Genomic DNA, 16,237 nt, shown 5'->3' with positions numbered 1-16,237 from the left:
CTGGTTCCCCTCGGCGCGGGCCGGTCCTTAGTCTGACTGGGTCAAGAGCATTGCGGGGAAACGTGAATCAGATGCAGGGCCTGCTCCTCGCGGGGCGCTACCGGCTCGCCGACACCATCGGCAGTGGCGGCATGGGGCGTGTATGGCGTGCCCATGATGAGGTGCTGCACCGGGCCGTCGCCGTCAAGGAGCTGACGGCCGCGCTCTATGTGTCCGCGAGCGACCAGGAGCGGCTGCTCCACCGCACCCGTGCAGAGGCACGCGCGGCCGCCCGGATCAACCACTCCGCCGTCGTCACCGTGCACGACGTACTCGACCATGACGCTCGCCCGTGGATCGTGATGGAGCTGATCGAGGGCCGGTCGCTGGCCGACGCGGTCAAGGCCGAGGGACGTATCGAGCCGGCCGAAGCCGCGCGGATCGGTCTGTGGGTGCTGCGCGCCCTGCGGGCGGCGCACGCAGCCGGGGTCCTGCACCGAGATGTGAAGCCCGGCAACGTCCTCCTCTCGCACGACGGCCGAGTGCTCCTCACCGATTTCGGCATCGCCCAGATCGAGGGCGATACGGCGATCACCCGCACCGGAGAGGTCGTCGGCTCGGTCGACTACCTCGCCCCCGAGCGGGTCCGCGGCCATGACCCGGGCGCGGCCTCCGATCTGTGGGCGCTCGGCGCGACGCTGTACACGGCGGTCGAGGGCAGGTCGCCGTTCCGTCGCACCTCGCCGATCGGCACCATGCAGGCGGTCGTCGAGGAGGAGCCCGCCGCGCCGGTCAACGCCGGTGTGCTGGGGCCCGTGCTCACCGCGCTGCTGCGCAAGGACCCGGCCGACCGGCCGAGTTCGGCGCATGCCGAGCAGATGCTCGCCGAGGCGGCAGAGGGACGGCGATCGGCGGCTGCGCAGATGTATGTGCCGACGGGCCCGATGCGGTACGAGACGGAAGGGGCGACCTTCGGTACCGGCACAGGTACCGGCACCCGGGCGGTGCAGACGGCCGCTGCCACGCCCTATCCTCCGGTCACGGCCGCGCCTTTGCGGCGGAAGCGGCACCGCTTGGGCACGTTCGCCCTGGTCGCCGCCCTCGCGGTGATCGTCGGCGTGGGTGCCGCGGTCGCGTCGCGGCAGTTCGGTACGGACAGCTCCGCCGACGCCGGGTCCGCCTCGCAGACTCCGAGCCCCACTCCGACCGAGTCGGGCGGCCAGCGCGGGGTTCCCGCCGGCTGGCAGCGCCACAACGACCCGGCGGGCTTCACCATCTACCTGCCCAAGGGATGGAAGCGGTCCATCTCCATCGACCAGGACGGCCTCACGCAGGTCGACTACTCGCCCGACCAGGGCAAACACCTCGTGCGCGTTGCCGTCGACACCGCCCCGGACTTCGCCTCCTCGTACGCGCACATGAGCAACCTGGAGACGCAGATCTCAGGGCTGCGGAATTACACGCAGTTGAGCCTCAAGAAGGCGCTCTTCCGCGACCTGCCGGGCGCGCGTTGGGAGTACACGTGGAATGCGTTGGCCAAGGACCCACCGCATTACTTCGCAGCTCCCTACCGAGCCATCGACGTCGGGTTCATGGAACGCGACGGCACCGAGTACGCCATCTACGCGGCTTCACCGGCCGCCGATTGGGCGACCACCCGAAAGGATTTCGACTGGATCCTGCGGAGCTGGCAGGAGGGCGGAGCGAAGCAATGAGGGCAGCACGCCTTCGGCGGAACTCCGTACAAGAGCTCCGCCTCACAGGACCGTGACGGTGGACCAGAAGGTCATGCGTGGGGCTCAGGCCCAGTCCGAGCACGTGAGGCCGCCGACGATGTGGTCGCCTTCCCAGACCGCCACGTGCACACCGACGTCACGGAGTGAACCGTCGGTGGTCGACGCGTGAGTGGTGAAGGGGAGGGTTGACCCATTTCCGCCGTATTCGTGTCGCCAGGGCCAGTAGGTCACGTTGGGAAGGCTGTTTGTGGAGATGAGTTGAATGGCTACATGGTGACCATCGGCAGCGGTGTCCTTGACCCAACCACTGATGTCCACGTAATTGCTCGACCAATTGGTGAACGTCATGCTTCCCGTGGCGCCGCTCGTGGAGCACGAGGCGCCGCCACTCGCCGCGCTGGCATTGGTCACCGTGGTCGTGGTGAATATGGCCACCGCCGCGACACTCGTGACGGAAAGACGCTTCCATGTGTTTCCCATGGCGGAACAGTAAGGCTTCCATGATTCACATGACAGCCTGATTCCAGGCACCCGTTCCGCCGAGTATCGCGTGCATGTCCTGATGATTTGCCGTGCTTTGCGTCCATTCGGAAACTGGTCATGGCTGAAAATGGGCATCCTTGGACGTGAGTGAGCCCCCACTTGGCCGGTCAGCGTCCCGGAAGGGCTTCGTCCGGCGCGGCATGATGGGGCGCATGGGGACCGAGGGGGACACCTTCCGTGTGATCGCGGGTCGTTACCGCCTGGAGGCGAGGATCGGGCGCGGCGGCATGGGCGTGGTGTGGCGGGCGACCGACCAACTGCTCGGCCGGCGGGTCGCCGTCAAGGAGATCCCCCTCGACGAGACGCTCTCCGCCGAGGACGCCCGGCTCCAGCGGGACCGCACCCTGCGCGAGGCCGGCGCCGTCGCGCGGCTGAGCCACCCGCACATCATGGTGGTCCACGACGTCGTCGAGCAGGACGAACGGCCGTACATCGTCATGGAGTTGATCGACGGCGGCTCCCTCGCCGACCGGATCTCCGCGCACGGCCCGGTCGACGCCGCCGAGGCCGCGCGGATCGGCGCCGACCTGCTGAGCGCCCTGCGCGCCGCGCACGCGGCCGGGGTGCTGCACCGGGACATCAAGCCCGCCAACGTCCTCGTGGAGTCCGGCACCGGGCGGGTCGTCCTCACCGACTTCGGCATCGCCCAGGTCGCGGGCGCCACCACGCTCACCGAGACCGGCTCCTTCGTCGGTTCGCCCGAGTACACCGCGCCCGAGCGGATGTCCGGGGCCGGCACCGGACCGGAGGCCGACCTGTGGTCCCTCGGCGCACTGCTGTGCACGGCGCTCAGCGGCGAATCGCCGTTCCGCCGCGACTCGTTGGGCGGCATCCTGCACGCCGTCGTCATCGACGAGATCCGGCCGCCCGCGCAGGCCGCGCCCCTCCTTCCGGTCGTACGGGGCCTGCTGGAGCGGGATCCCGAACGGCGGCTGGACGCGGTGGCGGCCGAGCGCATGCTGCGGACCTTCCTGGAGACGGGCCGCACGCCTCCGCGCCCGGTGTCGGAGCGGGCCCGCACACCGACCCGTCGGGACCTGCCGCTACGACGTTCCCCGGTGCCGGAGCGGTCGACGAGCCGCGGGCTCGGGGCGCGGTCGAGGCGTGGCGTGCTCGCGGTGGCGCTGCTGGCCGCCGTGCTGGCGGGGGCGGGCGTGTCGGCGGCGGTGCTGCTGCTGGACCCGGGCGGGCGCGACGGCCGTACGGGGACGGTCGGTCCGGCGCCCGGGACGCCCGCGAGCGGCACCACCGGGACTTCGCTGCCCGGGACCCTGCCCGCCGCCCCCTCCGGGTACCACGTCGTCGACGACCCCGCCGGGTACGCGCTCGCCGTACCCGACGGATTCAGGCGCGAGCCGCAGGGGGAGCGGGTCTTCTACCTGTCGTCCGGGGACACCTTCCGGCTCGGCGTCAAGGTCACCGACCCGCAACCCGGGGGCCCGCTGGGCGTGATGCGGCGCGCGGCCGCCAAGGGGCCCGAGGCGAACCCCGGTTACCGGGACGGGCGGGTCACCTCGGTCACGCATCGCGGACACCCCGCCGCCTTCTGGGAGTTCACCTGGGACGGCTTCAGCGCGGCCGAGGGCGCCCGGCACACCTACGACGTGTGCTGGGAGGAGAACGGGCGGCTGTACGACGTCTGGGTGTCGGCGCCGGTCGGGAGGGTCCGGGAGGCCAGGGAGCACTTCGACGTGGCCGTCGACACGTTCACGAAGCGGTAGGGATACGTCACGGGTGTGTGACCGGAACTCGTCACCTCTGGATGCCTGCGTGCCTGGCGCGATATGGATGGACCATGAGCAGCAGCGGGGGAGTCGGCCACGAGTCCGACGAGACGACGAGTTATGTTCTGCAACCTCCCAGGCCCCGCCCTTCGGAGCCGGGAGTCGGCCGGCTCATCGCGGGCCGTTACCGGCTGCTCGCCAAGCTCGGGCACGGTGGCATGGGCACGGTGTGGCGGGCCAAGGACGAGACGGTGGACCGTGAGGTGGCCGTCAAGGAACCCCGCGTCCCGGATCATCTTCCCGAACGCGAACGAGGCAACGCCTTCGAGCGGATGCGGCGGGAGGCCCGGGCCGCGGCCCGGCTCGACCACCCCGCCGTCGTGAACGTGCACGACGTGGCGGTCGTGGACGGCCGTCCGTGGATCGTGATGGAGCTGGTGCACGGCCGTTCCCTGGGCGACGCGTTGCAGGAGGGCACGCTCGGGGCACGGGAAGCGGCGAAAATCGGCCTCGAGGTGCTCGGGGCGCTGGAGGCCGCGCACGCGGCCGGCGTCCTGCACAGGGATGTGAAACCGGACAACGTCCTGCTCGGCCGGCACGACCGGGTCGTCCTCACCGACTTCGGCATCGCCCAGATCGAGGGCGAGACCAGTCTGACCGACACCGGCGGCTTCGTCGGCTCGCCCGAGTTCATCGCCCCCGAGCGGGTGCTGGGCCAGCGTCCCGGTCCCGCCTCCGACCTGTGGTCGCTCGGTGTGGTCCTGTACGCGGCGACGGAGGGCGTCTCGCCGTTCCGCCGCAGCAACACGCCCGCGACCCTCCAGTCCGTCCTCAACGCCACGCCCGCGCCGCCCGCCGCCGCGCACGGTCCGCTCGCCGACGCCATCAACGGTCTCCTCCAGAAGGACCCGGCGCGCCGCCCGAACGCCGCGCAGGTCAGGGCGCTCCTGGAGGCCACCGCCCACCCGCCCGTCCCGGAGCCCACCCAGATCGTGCGGACCGTGGAGGTGCCGGTGGCCGGCGGGCTCCGGCTGGGCCGCAGGGCGTGGCTCGGGCTCGGCGCGGCGGTCGTCGCGGCCGCGGCGGCGGCGTACCTGGTGATCGCGGACCCCTTCGCGGGACCGCTGCCGGACGACTGGACGAAGAAGCACACCGAGGACGTGGCCGCGACGCTCGCGGTGCCGGCGGGCTACCAGCCCACCACGCCCGACCGGAAGACGGACAAGACCCACTGGATCACGTACACCGACCAGAGCGGCAGCATCTGGATCGACCTGCGCCTGGAGCGCAGGGCGGAGGACTCCGCGAACAACATCGCGGGCTCGGCGGCGGCCGAGATGTACGACGACGACAGCAGGTTCAAGGAGAGCGGCGAGTACGACCTCAGCATGCCGGACACCGCGACGACCCGGCCCGAGGACGAGACGTACGAGGGCCGCAAGGCCGCCAAGAACACCGTCACCTACATGACCACCGACAGCCAGCACCCCCGGCCGCGCGAACTCCAGATCTTCTACTACCGGACCACCGCCGGCGACATGTACAAGCTCACCGTCAGCTATCCGGGCAAGGGGGACTTCACGGAGAGAGGACGGGAGGTGGCACGGACGGCCATCGCGAATCTGGGGGTGGATCGGCTGTGAGGGCGGTGCGCCCGCGCGGCAATTGCGTTGTCAGTGGCGGAAGTTAGGGTCATTCTCCTCTGGGGCCGATGGGGCCCGATCTTGGGGAGGGATCGTGGGACAGTACGTGTGGAGGCGTGCGGTGACGGTAGGCGCTGCCGCCCTGCTCGCCGTCGGCGGGGCAGGGGGCGTGGCCGCGGCAGCGGACGACGAGGCGCCCGCGGTTCCCGTCGTCACGTCGGTGGAGTACCCGGACGACGACAACTGGCATGACGGCGTCGGCAATCACGGCACGTTCGTGATCGACTCGGCGTCCGACGACGTGGTGGAGTACCGCTACAGATGGCTCGGCGGTACGCCGCGGATTCTCAAGGCGCCCGAGCCCGGCGCGGCTGTCTCGTTGGGCTGGATGCCGGAGAGGGAGGGGCCCACCAACCTCCAGGTCGAGGCGGTCGACTCCGCGGGCCACGTGAGCGCCGGCACCATCCACCGCATCCTGGTCCGGGACGGGCGGGCGGCCCTCACTCACTGGGACCCCGACAGCCAGTCCGGCGCGGTCAGCGGTCCCGGTGTCGGCCTCGGTGCCCCCGGGCCCTCCGGCACTGAGGTGGCCTCGGCAGCTTCTTTCGACGGGACGGACGGGGCGTACGCGAGCCTCGACACCTCGGCCGACCTCTCCCGGACCTTCTCGGTCGACGCCTGGGTGCGCCCTGACCACCTCGGCGAGTCCACGACCGCGGTCAGTCACCCCGGGTTCTCGCTGGGCACGGTCGGTGGCTCGGCCTACCTCTTCGAACTCCCCAACCCGGACGGCGGCGACACGATCCGCGTGACCGGCGGCGCCCCGGAGGAGGGCGAGTGGGCGCACCTCACCGGTGTCTACGACGCCGAACAGAAGACGGCGAGCCTGTATGTCGACGGGGTGCCCGTGAGTACGGTCGTAGGTGCTGTCGCCCCGGGCGGCACCGGCGCGCTGCGGCTGGGCGCGGACGGCGCCGACGGCCACTGGAACGGACTGCTCACCGATGTGAACGTCTGGGACCGCGTGTTCGTGCCGGGCGAGATCACCGCGGCGGCGACTCGCAGAACCCAGCGTCTCGGCTACTGGGACCTGGAGTCGGCGACCGACGGGAAGAGCCCGGCGTACGCGGGCGGTGCGCCGCTGACCCTGGTGGGCGACGCCTCGATCTACGCGGCCACGGACGACTGCCCCTGGAACCCCGACTGCACACCGGTGACCTATCCGATGGTGGGCGACGGCGACCTGCTGCTCGACGGTGACGGTGACCACGCCACCACGCCGACCGCGCTCACCCCGACCGACGCGGGCTTCTCCGTGGCCGTGCACGTCCGGCTGACTGAGGACACGCCCGCCCGTGACATGACGGTGCTGTCCCAGCCGGGTGCGCACACCGACTTGTTCACCCTGCGCTACGACGCCGCCTCGCGAACCTGGCAGGCCGTGGTGGCCCACGAGGACCGGGCCGGCGCGCCGACCACGACGGTCAGCGCGCCGCTCGACCCGACCGTGCCCGCGGGCGACCAGAGCCTGGCGGTGGTCTACGACGAGAGCACCGACCAACTGCGGCTGTACACCGGCGATGCCTACGCCACCGACACGGCGAGTGTGACGGGACTCGACACCTGGGCACCCGCCGGTGACCTTCAGGTCGGACGCACCCTCGCCGCGGACGGCGGCACCGACTACCTCGCGGGCGAGGTCGACGACCTGCACACCTTCGCCGGTGTGGTCACCGGCAACCAGCTCGGGGCACTGCAAGCGGGCGGCTTCGACGTGTGAGCGAGGCTCCCGGCCGGGCGACGGCTCTCCCTGACCGCCGCCCGGCCGGGCCTGCTCGGCCATGGCGACACGGGGCGCGCTCGGTACTGACCCAGATGTGCAGAAGGTGATGACATGGGTGACGCGAGCAGTGCGGCGCGGGCCGTCGTCATGCAGTACCGGCGTGACGGGTTCGTCGCGCCGGAGAGCGCGGAGCGGGCGGAGTTCGACGTCTGGGACCGGATGACCCGGGGCCGGGTCCTGCTCATCGCCCTTCGGATACTGCTCACACCTCGTGAGGAGGACGGCCGGAACGATGACCTCACGGCGTGTGCTGATCACCCTCGACAGGTTGCTGGAGCTGCTGGTCTCCGTGATCGTCGAGGAGTCGCTGTCCGAGGATGAGGTGGACGCCCTGCTGGAGGCCGCGGAGAAGACCTGCCTCGCCGTCGGGCCGTGGGACGAGAGCGCCACCGTCGGCCCCGCGATGTCGAACTGGTCGATCTCGGCGGTCTGTTGGTGCCGACGGAGCCCGGCCTGAAGATCGAGCTCATGCCGGTGCGGGGGACGAACGCTCCCTGGTCGGCGTCACTCTCATCCGCGGCCGGACCGCGATCCAACTCCAGGCGTTCCGCCGAGGGGGCGGTTCCGCGGAGGAACGCGTCGGCCCGGCGGGGCGCGAACTCCAGGCCGTCGTAAGTATCCAGGGACCGCCCGGCAAGGACCGTCAGACCGCGCGGGTGCTGGGCCACGACGGGCCGGGGTGGAGCCTGCGCGGCATCGTGACGGGCGCCGGCGCGGAACCCGGCAGCACCGAGGAGTGGCCCCACGCCACCTTCCAGGGACCGTCGTGCGGATGCCCGCCGAACCCCGGGGCACCGACCCCGTCATCCTGCTGCGCCGGCCGGAGGCCGGTGCCTGAGCTTGCCGCTTAGACAAGGGCATGACGCGCACGGTACTCATGTGCCATGAGTGAAGACGGCGAACTCCCGCCCGACGGACGTCTGATCGGTGGGCGGTACCGGCTCGTCGAGCGGGTCGGGGCCGGCCCGGGCGGCACGGTGTGGCGGGCCCGGGACGAGCAGGACGAGCGGTACGTCGCCGTCAAGGAGCCCCGGCTGACCGGGGATCCGCAGGACGAGGAGCGGCGGCGGGCCGTGCACCGGCTGCCGCACGAGGCGCGGGCGGCGGCACAGGTCGACCATCCGGCGGCCGTCACCATCCACGACGTCCTCCTTGAGGATGAACTGCCCTGGATCGTCATGGAGTTGGTGGAGGGCGAGTCACTGGAGACCGCTCTCGCCGGGCGGGGGCCGCTGACCGACACCGAGGCCGCCCGGATCGGGCTCGCCGTCCTCGGCGCGCTGCACGCCGCGCACCGCGTCGGCATCGTCCACCGGGACCTCAAGCCGTCCAACGTGCTCCTCGGGGCCGACGGCGAGCGGGTCGTCGTGACGGACTTCGGGATCGGCGCCGCCGGGCGGGGTGACGCCCGGGAGGCCGCCGTCGGATTCGTCGCCCCGGAGTGCGGCTCGGGGCGGGGCGCGGGGCCCGCCTCCGACCTGTGGTCGCTGGGTGCGCTGCTGCGCTCGGCCGTGACGGGGGACGCGACCGGTCCCCTCGATTCCGGCCCCCTCGATTCCGGCCCCCTGGCATCCGGTCCCCTCGGCTCTCTTCTGGCGGGGCTCCTCGCCCCCGAGCCCGAGGCCCGGCCCACGGCGGAGGAGGCCGCCGAGGTGCTGGCCGAGGTCGCCGGGACGAGCGTGCCGGCGTGGGCCGCGGAGACGCCCGCCTCGCTTCGCACCGTACGGACGGGGACGCCCCCGACCTCGCAGTCGCCCTCTTCGCCCCCGGCCCCGGAGGCCACGGAAACCCCGGCCCCGGGCGGCGCAGACACCCCGGCCCCGGAGGGCGCGGACACCCCGGCCCCCGCCCCCGCGCTGTCCGCGCCCCCGCCCCCCGCCGCCGACGGACCCCGGCGTCTCACCGCCCTCTCCGCGCTCGGCCTGCTGCTCCAGAAAAAACCCGAGCGCGGCTGATCGTCCCCACCCAACGGCTGATCAGCACATTCATCGCCAGTCATCACTGGCAGGGTGTGTGTACTCCGTGAACGCCTGTTACCGACGGGTACCCAAAGCGCCCCGTCCCGAATACCCTGCGGCTCATGACGGACGCGCAGGCCCCGGCCAAGACCGGCACGAACCCCCTCGCCCCCGCCCCGGAGGGCGCCCGTACCGCGGCCGACGTGGTCACCCCGGAGCTGGTCGCCCAGCTCACCAAGGGGGTGACCGGGTCCGGCCGTACCGCCAACCACACGCCGTTCACCGGCGAGAAGCTGGCCGACCTGCCCGAGTCGACCCCCGAGGACGTGGCGAAGGCCTTCGACGCGGCCCGCCGGGCGCAGGCGGTGTGGGAGCGGACCCCCGTACGGCAGCGCGCCGCCGTCCTGCTCCGCTTCCACGACCTGGTCCTGGAGCGCCAGGCCGAGGTCCTCGACCTCATCCAGCTGGAGACCGGCAAGGCCCGTCTGCACGCGCACGAGGAGGTGCAGGCGGTCGCCGTGGCGGCCCGGCACTACGGCCGCAAGGCGCCCGCCTACCTGCGGCCGAAGCGGCACACCGGGGCCGTGCCCACCCTCACCAAGGTCACCGAACTGCGCCATGCGCGCGGTGTCGTCGGCCAGATCGCCCCCTGGAACTACCCGCTGGAGCTGTCCGTCGGCGACGCGCTCCCCGCCTTCGTGGCGGGCAACGCCGTCGTCATGAAGCCGGACACCGAGACCTGCCTGACCGCCCTGTGGGCGCGGGACCTGCTGGTCGAGGCGGGCCTGCCCGCCGAGGTCTTCCAGGTCGTCCTCGGTGACGGTCCCGTCGTCGGCCCCGAGGTCGTCCGGCACGCCGACTACGTCTCCTTCACCGGCTCCACCCGCACCGGGCGCGAGGTCGCCCAGGGCGCCGCCGCCCGCCTGGTCGGCGTGTCCCTCGAACTCGGCGGCAAGAACGCCATGCTGGTCCTGGAGGACGCCGACATCGAGAAGGCCGCCGCGGGTGCCGTCCGCGCCTGCTTCTCCTCCGCCGGCCAACTCTGCATCTCCATCGAGCGGTTGTACGTCCACGAGTCGATCGCGGACGCCTTCCTGGAGCGCTTCGCCGCCCGCACCCGGGCCATGCGCCTCGGCAAGTCCCTCGCCTACGGCGCCGACATGGGCTCCCTGGTGGGGGGGCGGCAGTTGGAGACCGTGACCCGCCATGTCGAGGAGGCCGTGTCCAAGGGGGCGAGGGTCGTCGCCGGCGGCGTCGCCCGCCCGGACATCGGCCCGTACTTCTTCGAGCCGACCATCCTCGACGGCGTCACCGAGCCCATGGCGGTCTGCGCCGAGGAGACCTTCGGCCCGGTCGTCTCGGTCTACCGCTTCAAGACCGAGGACGAGGCCGTCGAGCTCGCCAACTCCACGCCGTACGGCCTGAACTCCTCGGTATGGACGAAGGACGGCCGGCGGGGCCGCGAGATCGCCTCCCGGGTGCGCGCCGGCACCGTCAACGTCAACGAGGGGTATGCCTCCGCCTACGGCAGCGTCCAGTCCCCCATGGGCGGCATGAAGGACTCCGGCCTCGGCCGCCGGCACGGCTCCGAGGGCATCCTCAAGTACACCGAGGCCCAGACGATCGCCCAGCAGCGCCTGCTGCCGATGGCGCCCTCGATGGGGATGGACGACGAGAAGTACGCCCAGTTCATGAGCAGGAGCCTGCGGCTCATGAAGGCCCTGCGTTTCAAGTAGGAACACCCGGTTCTCGACGAGGAGAGCACGTGCCACAGGACACCTACGACTACGACGTCATCGTCGTCGGCTCCGGCTTCGGCGGTTCCGTCACCGCCCTTCGCCTCACCGAGAAGGGCTACCGCGTAGGTGTCCTGGAAGCCGGACGCCGCTTCACCCGCGAGACGCTCCCGAAGAACTCCTGGGATCTGAAGAACTACCTCTGGGCACCGAAGCTCGGCATGTTCGGCATCCAGCGCATCCACCTGCTGGGCAATGTCATGGTGCTCGCGGGAGCGGGCGTCGGCGGCGGCTCCCTCAACTACGCCAACACCCTCTACGTCCCCCCGAAGCCCTTCTTCGAGGACCCGCAGTGGCGTGACATCACCGACTGGCAGGAGGAGCTGGAGCCGTACTACGACCAGGCCCGCCGCATGCTCGGTGTCCGGCTCAACCCGACGATGACCCCCTCCGACGTCCACCTGAAGGCGGCCGCCGAGCGGATGGGCGTCGGCGACACCTTCCACATGGCCCCGGTCGGCGTCTTCTTCGGCGACGGCGAGGACGCGGAGGGCAAGCGGAGAGCCGCCCCCGGCGAGCAGGTCGACGACCCCTACTTCGGCGGTGCGGGCCCTTCCCGCAAGGCCTGCATCGAGTGCGGCGAGTGCATGACCGGCTGCCGGCACGGTGCCAAGAACACCCTGAACGAGAACTACCTCTACCTCGCCGAGAAGGCCGGCGCGGTCGTCCATCCCCTCACCACGGTCGTGTCGGTCACGGACGACTCCCAGGGCGGCTACGCCGTCGCGACCCTCCCCACCGACGACCGCCGCAAGGCGAAGGGCCGCACCTTCAAGGCCCGCAGGGTCGTCCTCGCCGCCGGCACCTACGGCACCCAGACCCTGCTGCACCGCATGAAGGCGGGCGGCCAACTGCCGTACATCTCGGACCGGCTGGGCGAGCTCACCCGCACCAACTCCGAGGCCCTGGTCGGCGCCCAGACCGACAACCGCCGCTACCGCAAGGCGACCGGCGTGCCGAAGGTCGACTTCACCCAGGGCGTCGCCATCACCTCGTCCATCCACCCGGACGAGAACACCCACATCGAGCCGGTCCGCTACGGCAAGGGCTCCAACTCGATGGGCAGCCTGTCCATCCTCCAAGTCCCGTACGCCGAGGGCTCGTCGAGGGCCATGGCATGGCTGGCGAACGCCGTGAGGCACCCGCTCCTGGTGCTGCGCTCGCTCTCCAACCGCCGCTGGTCGGAGCGGACCATCATCGGCCTGGTCATGCAGTCGCTGGACAACTCCCTGACGACGTACCTGAAACCGGACGGCGTCGGCAGGGGCCTGCTCACCGCCCGGCAGGGCCACGGGGCACCCAACCCCAAGCAGATCAAGGCCGCTTCGGAGGGCGCCTCGGCGATCGCCGCCGACATCAACGGCTTCGCCGGCTCGAACGTCGGCGAGCTGATGGGCACCCCGCTCACCGCCCACTTCCTCGGCGGCTGCGCCATCGGCTCCTCCCGCGACACCGGCGTCATCGACCCGTACCACCGGCTCTACGGCCACCCCGGAATCTCGGTCGTGGACGGCGCCGCGGTCTCCGCGAACCTCGGTGTGAACCCCTCGCTCACGATCACCGCGCAGGCCGAGCGCGCGATGTCGTACTGGCCCAACAAGGGCGAGGAGGACCCGCGTCCGGCGCAGGGCGAGGCGTACGTCCGGCTCGCCGCGGTCGAGCCCAAGTCGCCGGCGGTCCCGGCGGAGGCCTTCGGCGCGCTGAGACTGCCGTTCCTTGGGATGCCGGCGGTGCCGAGGAAGTCGTAGAGCCCGAAGAGGTGGAGTCGTAGCGCCCCGCAAGGGCAAGAAGAAGGACCCGCACCCCCCTCCGAGTGCGGGTCCTTCCCCTTCCCTGCGTCAAGTCGTGCTCAGCGCGTCACGCCTCAGGCGTGGGCGCCGGTCGCACCCTTGCGCCGCTTCACCGCGAAGACCACACCGGTACCGGCGACGACGGCGAAGCCGCCGACGAGGCCGACGACCGGCAGGGCCGAGCTCGAACCGGTCTCGGCGAGCTGGCCGTCCACGTCGACGCCGTTGACGTCGGAGATGGGGCTCTTGCCGCCGGTCTGCGGCTTGGCGTCGCCGGGCTTGCCGGCGTCGGAGCCGGCCGGCAGTACCTCGAAGTAGTAGATGCCCATGTTCTCGTCGGCGGAGACCCAGCAGCCCTTGTCGTCCGAGTACTCGGCGAGACCGATGGCGATGCCGATCGCGCTCGGGACCTGACGGTCGACCTTCACCCGGAGCTGGTAGCTGAGGGAGTCGCCGCCGTCGAGGTCGAAGGCGTTGAACGAGCCGCCCTCACCGAACTGCGTGGCCACGTCGACCCAGGAGCCGCCCTGCTTCACCTGCACGGTGACCAGGTCGGTGTAGTCCTTCTCGAAGTCCCAGTCGACCGCCCCGACACCGACGATGGGCTGGATGTCCTTGATCGTCTCGTCGCCGGAGTTGCTGACGTTGAACTTGAAGTTCGTCCAGCCGCTGCCCGCCACGATGCTCTCGGGCAGACCGGTCAGCGAGCTGTGCAGCACGTCGCTGTCGTGCGGGAGCGGGGCGTCGTCCTCGTCGACCTCGCACTGGTCGACGGGCTCGTCGCTCGTGCTCGGGGAGGGGCTGGCGCTGGTGGAGCCGGACGGGCTCGTGGAGGGGCTGCCGGAGGGGGACGAGCTGGTCTCGCCGGCGGCGGGGGAGCTCTGGCCCGTGGCGGGCGTGCTCTCGGGGGCGGCCGGGGTGGTCTCCGGAGCCGCGGTGGTGCTCTCGGGGGCCGTCGGGGTGGTCTCGCCGGCCGGCGTGCTCTCGGCCGCGGTCGGCGTGGGGGACTCGTCCGCGAAGGCGCTCGGCGCGGCGAACAGAGCCAGCGGCGCTATCGCGGCGGTCGCGGCCGCGGCGGCCAGTGCACGACGAAGCTTCATGAAGACCTCGAAAGTCAGGTGCGCCGCACTCGCGCGGCACGCGTCCAGGAGGCCTCCGCGTGTGGGGCGCGGGTGGGGCCCGTGATTCGTGAGGTTTGATCCACGACAGGTGTGAATGGTTGTGCGGGCATTCACAGAAAACTTATGTGGGCTGAGTCACACCTCCAGGTGGGCCTTGTGAACGGGCTTTCCCAGGCCCTAGAACTGACCGTCGTGTCAGAAGACCCCAAGATCCCCGACGACGTCTGGGAACAGTTCGCCCGTGACACCGAGCGGGACATCCGAGACTCGGCCCCCAAGGAGCCCTCCGCGCGGGCCCGTGAGGTGACGGAGCGGCTGCGGCGACAGGAGGCGCGCGGCGAACTCCCGGAGGGCTGGCGCACCGGTCCCGCCTGGCAGGAGAAGAGGAGCCGCCGGGGCCTGTGGGGCGTCCTCGGTGTCGCCGTCGCGGTCGCGGTGGCCGTCGTGGCGGTGAAGCCCTCGCTGGTGCCGGGCGACCCCTTCGGCCGGAAGACCTCCTCCGAGGCCGAGGCCGCGGCCGCCCCGCTGCCCCAGGAGACGGTGGCGCCGACCGCCGCGCCCTCCGCCGAGGCCTCCGCGATCCCCACCCTGGACGACCCGTTCGCCGGGTCGCCCGCCAAGCGCTGGGCCGACGGTGCCGCCGGGATCGTCGTACCGGAGGCGAAGGCCGTCGGCGGCCGGTCCGCGGCGGACGTCGAACGGGTCCTGGAGCTCACCAGGAAGCTCCTCGTCGAGTCCAACCTCGACCCGGCGACCCTGCGCGGCGCACGGCCCGAGGCCGCGCTCGACGTGCTGGACCCGTTGCAGAAGGACGTGCGCGGGCTGCTGGAGACCGGCCTGCGCAAGCCCGACGTCAAGCACGACCCGCTGTGGATGTTCAGCCGCTTCGACCCCGAGGAGGTGCGGCTGGTCGGCGACGTCGTGAAGACCCGCGGCCGCATGACCTTCAAGGCAGGCGACCACGCCTCCGTGGCCGTGCACGCCGACTACACCTTCGTCTACCCGGTCGTGCAGACCAACGGCTCCACCGAGGTCACCCGCACCATCATCCGCCGGATCCTCGACGTGGAGATCTCCGACCCGGCGAAGTACCAGGTCACCCCGGGCAAGCTCACCGTCGTGAAGTGGGACCAGGACATCAACAACTCGGCCTGCGACGTCTACGACGGCTATCTGCACCCGTCGTTCAGGTCGTCCGGACCCACCGGGGCGGACCCCACCGGGCCGACCACCGACCCGTACGACCGCAGCAAGCCCCTCGACCCCGGCCGTGCCGAGGGCTGCGGAACGGTCTCCCGCGTCTGAACCGGCACCCGGCATGCGAAGGGCCCCGCGGGACGGAGGCCGCGGGGCCCTTCTTCCGTCAGCACCGACGTCAGGGCAGCGCCGGTGCCTGGGAGCGGCGCCGGGGGGTTGCGCCGCTTGCTCTCCGTGACCGTGCCACCAGAGCGCAGGGCTGGTGTGGACCTCTGGCAGTGCGGTGACAAGACGAATGCTGTTGTCTGCGGAGGGACTTGGGGGCTTTCTTGGCATCGTGCTGGATGGGCGCGGCCTCCGCAACCGTTTGACCCAGCCTTGTGCCGGTACCGGCCCCGCCGGCCGGCCCCGGGCGTCCCCGGAGCCGGCCGTTCTCTTGGGTGACCGGGCTGCTGTCCCCTGCCGTCCGGTCACTTCCTGGAGCGAGGTCCCACGGCGCACGGCGTGATCCGTGCGCCTCATCGCTCCAGCGAGCCACGCGTGGTTCTGTCGGGCCCGCCCCTGGCTGGCACGGACACCACCACCAACGAGGCGGGTGGCCCGGCGGTCACGCGCCGTACGGGTGAGGCGGGGCCCGAACTCAGATGCGACCGCGGCACAGTTCGAGCAGCGTCATGGCGAGGGAGGTGCCGGGCCGGCCGAGCGCCTCGCGGTAGCGGCCGAGGATCTCCATCTCGCGGGCGAGGTGGACCCGTCGGCCGCCGGAGGCGATACGGGTCTGCTGGACGACGGACGAGACGGCCGTCCGTTCCTGGATCAGCCCGATGATCCGGTCGTCGAGCGCGTCGATGCGCTCACGGGCGTCCGCGATGATCGCTTCGGGTGTGGTGGTCACGTGGGGCTCCTG

The 16,237-nt window shown here is 71.6% G+C and carries 13 protein-coding genes; 10 read left to right on the top strand and 3 right to left on the bottom strand.

Annotation, left to right across the window (positions count from 1 at the left end; genetic code table 11):
- Window positions 1-71: 71 nt before the first annotated feature.
- Entirely contained in the window at window positions 72-1,694 is a 1,623-nt protein-coding gene (locus tag ACIQJT_RS29610) for a serine/threonine-protein kinase (RefSeq protein ID WP_402648883.1), read from the top strand.
- Window positions 1,695-1,778: 84 nt separating this feature from the next.
- Here the strand turns inward: ACIQJT_RS29610 and ACIQJT_RS29605 are convergent, their stop codons facing one another.
- Window positions 1,779-2,195, bottom strand: a complete 417-nt coding sequence (locus tag ACIQJT_RS29605; protein WP_402648666.1) for a hypothetical protein — start codon at window positions 2,193-2,195, stop codon at window positions 1,779-1,781.
- A 215-nt stretch (window positions 2,196-2,410) separates the two neighbouring features.
- Here ACIQJT_RS29605 and ACIQJT_RS29600 point away from each other — a divergent pair, with 215 nt between their 5' ends.
- The 8 genes from ACIQJT_RS29600 (at window position 2,411) to ACIQJT_RS29565 (ending at window position 12,970) form a co-directional block, all read left to right on the top strand.
- The gene (locus tag ACIQJT_RS29600; protein ID WP_402648663.1) at window positions 2,411-3,979 is read left to right on the top strand and encodes a protein kinase; all 1,569 of its coding nucleotides are present in this window, start codon (window positions 2,411-2,413) and stop codon (window positions 3,977-3,979) included.
- 74 nt (window positions 3,980-4,053) lie between these two features.
- Entirely contained in the window at window positions 4,054-5,625 is a 1,572-nt protein-coding gene (locus ACIQJT_RS29595; RefSeq protein WP_402648661.1) for a serine/threonine-protein kinase, read from the top strand.
- A 121-nt stretch (window positions 5,626-5,746) separates the two neighbouring features.
- Complete coding sequence (locus tag ACIQJT_RS29590) at window positions 5,747-7,405, top strand: LamG domain-containing protein (protein ID WP_402648659.1); 1,659 nt, start codon at window positions 5,747-5,749, stop codon at window positions 7,403-7,405.
- A gap of 295 nt (window positions 7,406-7,700) precedes the next feature.
- Window positions 7,701-7,925: a hypothetical protein gene (locus tag ACIQJT_RS29585; RefSeq protein WP_402648656.1), complete on the top strand. Its 225-nt coding sequence runs from the start codon at window positions 7,701-7,703 to the stop codon at window positions 7,923-7,925.
- A gap of 37 nt (window positions 7,926-7,962) precedes the next feature.
- A complete protein-coding gene (locus ACIQJT_RS29580; RefSeq protein WP_402648881.1) occupies window positions 7,963-8,319 on the top strand; it encodes a DUF3710 domain-containing protein in 357 nt (118 codons plus the stop codon).
- A gap of 33 nt (window positions 8,320-8,352) precedes the next feature.
- Complete coding sequence (locus tag ACIQJT_RS29575) at window positions 8,353-9,423, top strand: serine/threonine-protein kinase (protein ID WP_402648653.1); 1,071 nt, start codon at window positions 8,353-8,355, stop codon at window positions 9,421-9,423.
- Between the two features lie 125 nt (window positions 9,424-9,548).
- A complete protein-coding gene (locus tag ACIQJT_RS29570) occupies window positions 9,549-11,162 on the top strand; it encodes a succinic semialdehyde dehydrogenase (RefSeq protein ID WP_402648650.1) in 1,614 nt (537 codons plus the stop codon).
- Between the two features lie 29 nt (window positions 11,163-11,191).
- Window positions 11,192-12,970, top strand: coding sequence for a GMC oxidoreductase (locus ACIQJT_RS29565; RefSeq protein ID WP_402648647.1), 1,779 nt, complete (start codon window positions 11,192-11,194; stop codon window positions 12,968-12,970).
- Window positions 12,971-13,086: 116 nt separating this feature from the next.
- Here the strand turns inward: ACIQJT_RS29565 and ACIQJT_RS29560 are convergent, their stop codons facing one another.
- Entirely contained in the window at window positions 13,087-14,112 is a 1,026-nt protein-coding gene (locus tag ACIQJT_RS29560) for a hypothetical protein (protein ID WP_365455969.1), read from the bottom strand.
- Window positions 14,113-14,289: 177 nt separating this feature from the next.
- Here ACIQJT_RS29560 and ACIQJT_RS29555 point away from each other — a divergent pair, with 177 nt between their 5' ends.
- On the top strand, window positions 14,290-15,438 hold the full coding sequence (locus ACIQJT_RS29555) for a hypothetical protein (RefSeq protein ID WP_402648645.1): 1,149 nt from the start codon (window positions 14,290-14,292) through the stop codon (window positions 15,436-15,438).
- Between the two features lie 532 nt (window positions 15,439-15,970).
- Here the strand turns inward: ACIQJT_RS29555 and ACIQJT_RS29550 are convergent.
- Window positions 15,971-16,225, bottom strand: coding sequence for a chorismate mutase (locus ACIQJT_RS29550; RefSeq protein ID WP_365455963.1), 255 nt, complete (start codon window positions 16,223-16,225; stop codon window positions 15,971-15,973).
- Window positions 16,226-16,237 lie beyond the last annotated feature (12 nt).

The organism is Streptomyces sp. NPDC091972 (assembly GCF_044756385.1).
Lineage (GTDB): Bacteria > Actinomycetota > Actinomycetes > Streptomycetales > Streptomycetaceae > Streptomyces.
Note: the sequence above shows the minus strand (reverse complement) of the source record. Positions and strands in the feature narration are given on the sequence as shown.

Coding starts and splice junctions, on each gene's coding strand:
- ACIQJT_RS29610 (WP_402648883.1), top strand. CDS start 72: ATGCAGGGCCTGCTCCTCGCGGGGCGCTACCGGCTCGCCGACACCATC.
- ACIQJT_RS29605 (WP_402648666.1), bottom strand. CDS start 2,195: ATGGGAAACACATGGAAGCGTCTTTCCGTCACGAGTGTCGCGGCGGTG.
- ACIQJT_RS29600 (WP_402648663.1), top strand. CDS start 2,411: ATGGGGACCGAGGGGGACACCTTCCGTGTGATCGCGGGTCGTTACCGC.
- ACIQJT_RS29595 (WP_402648661.1), top strand. CDS start 4,054: ATGAGCAGCAGCGGGGGAGTCGGCCACGAGTCCGACGAGACGACGAGT.
- ACIQJT_RS29585 (WP_402648656.1), top strand. CDS start 7,701: ATGACCTCACGGCGTGTGCTGATCACCCTCGACAGGTTGCTGGAGCTG.
- ACIQJT_RS29575 (WP_402648653.1), top strand. CDS start 8,353: ATGAGTGAAGACGGCGAACTCCCGCCCGACGGACGTCTGATCGGTGGG.
- ACIQJT_RS29570 (WP_402648650.1), top strand. CDS start 9,549: ATGACGGACGCGCAGGCCCCGGCCAAGACCGGCACGAACCCCCTCGCC.
- ACIQJT_RS29560 (WP_365455969.1), bottom strand. CDS start 14,112: ATGAAGCTTCGTCGTGCACTGGCCGCCGCGGCCGCGACCGCCGCGATA.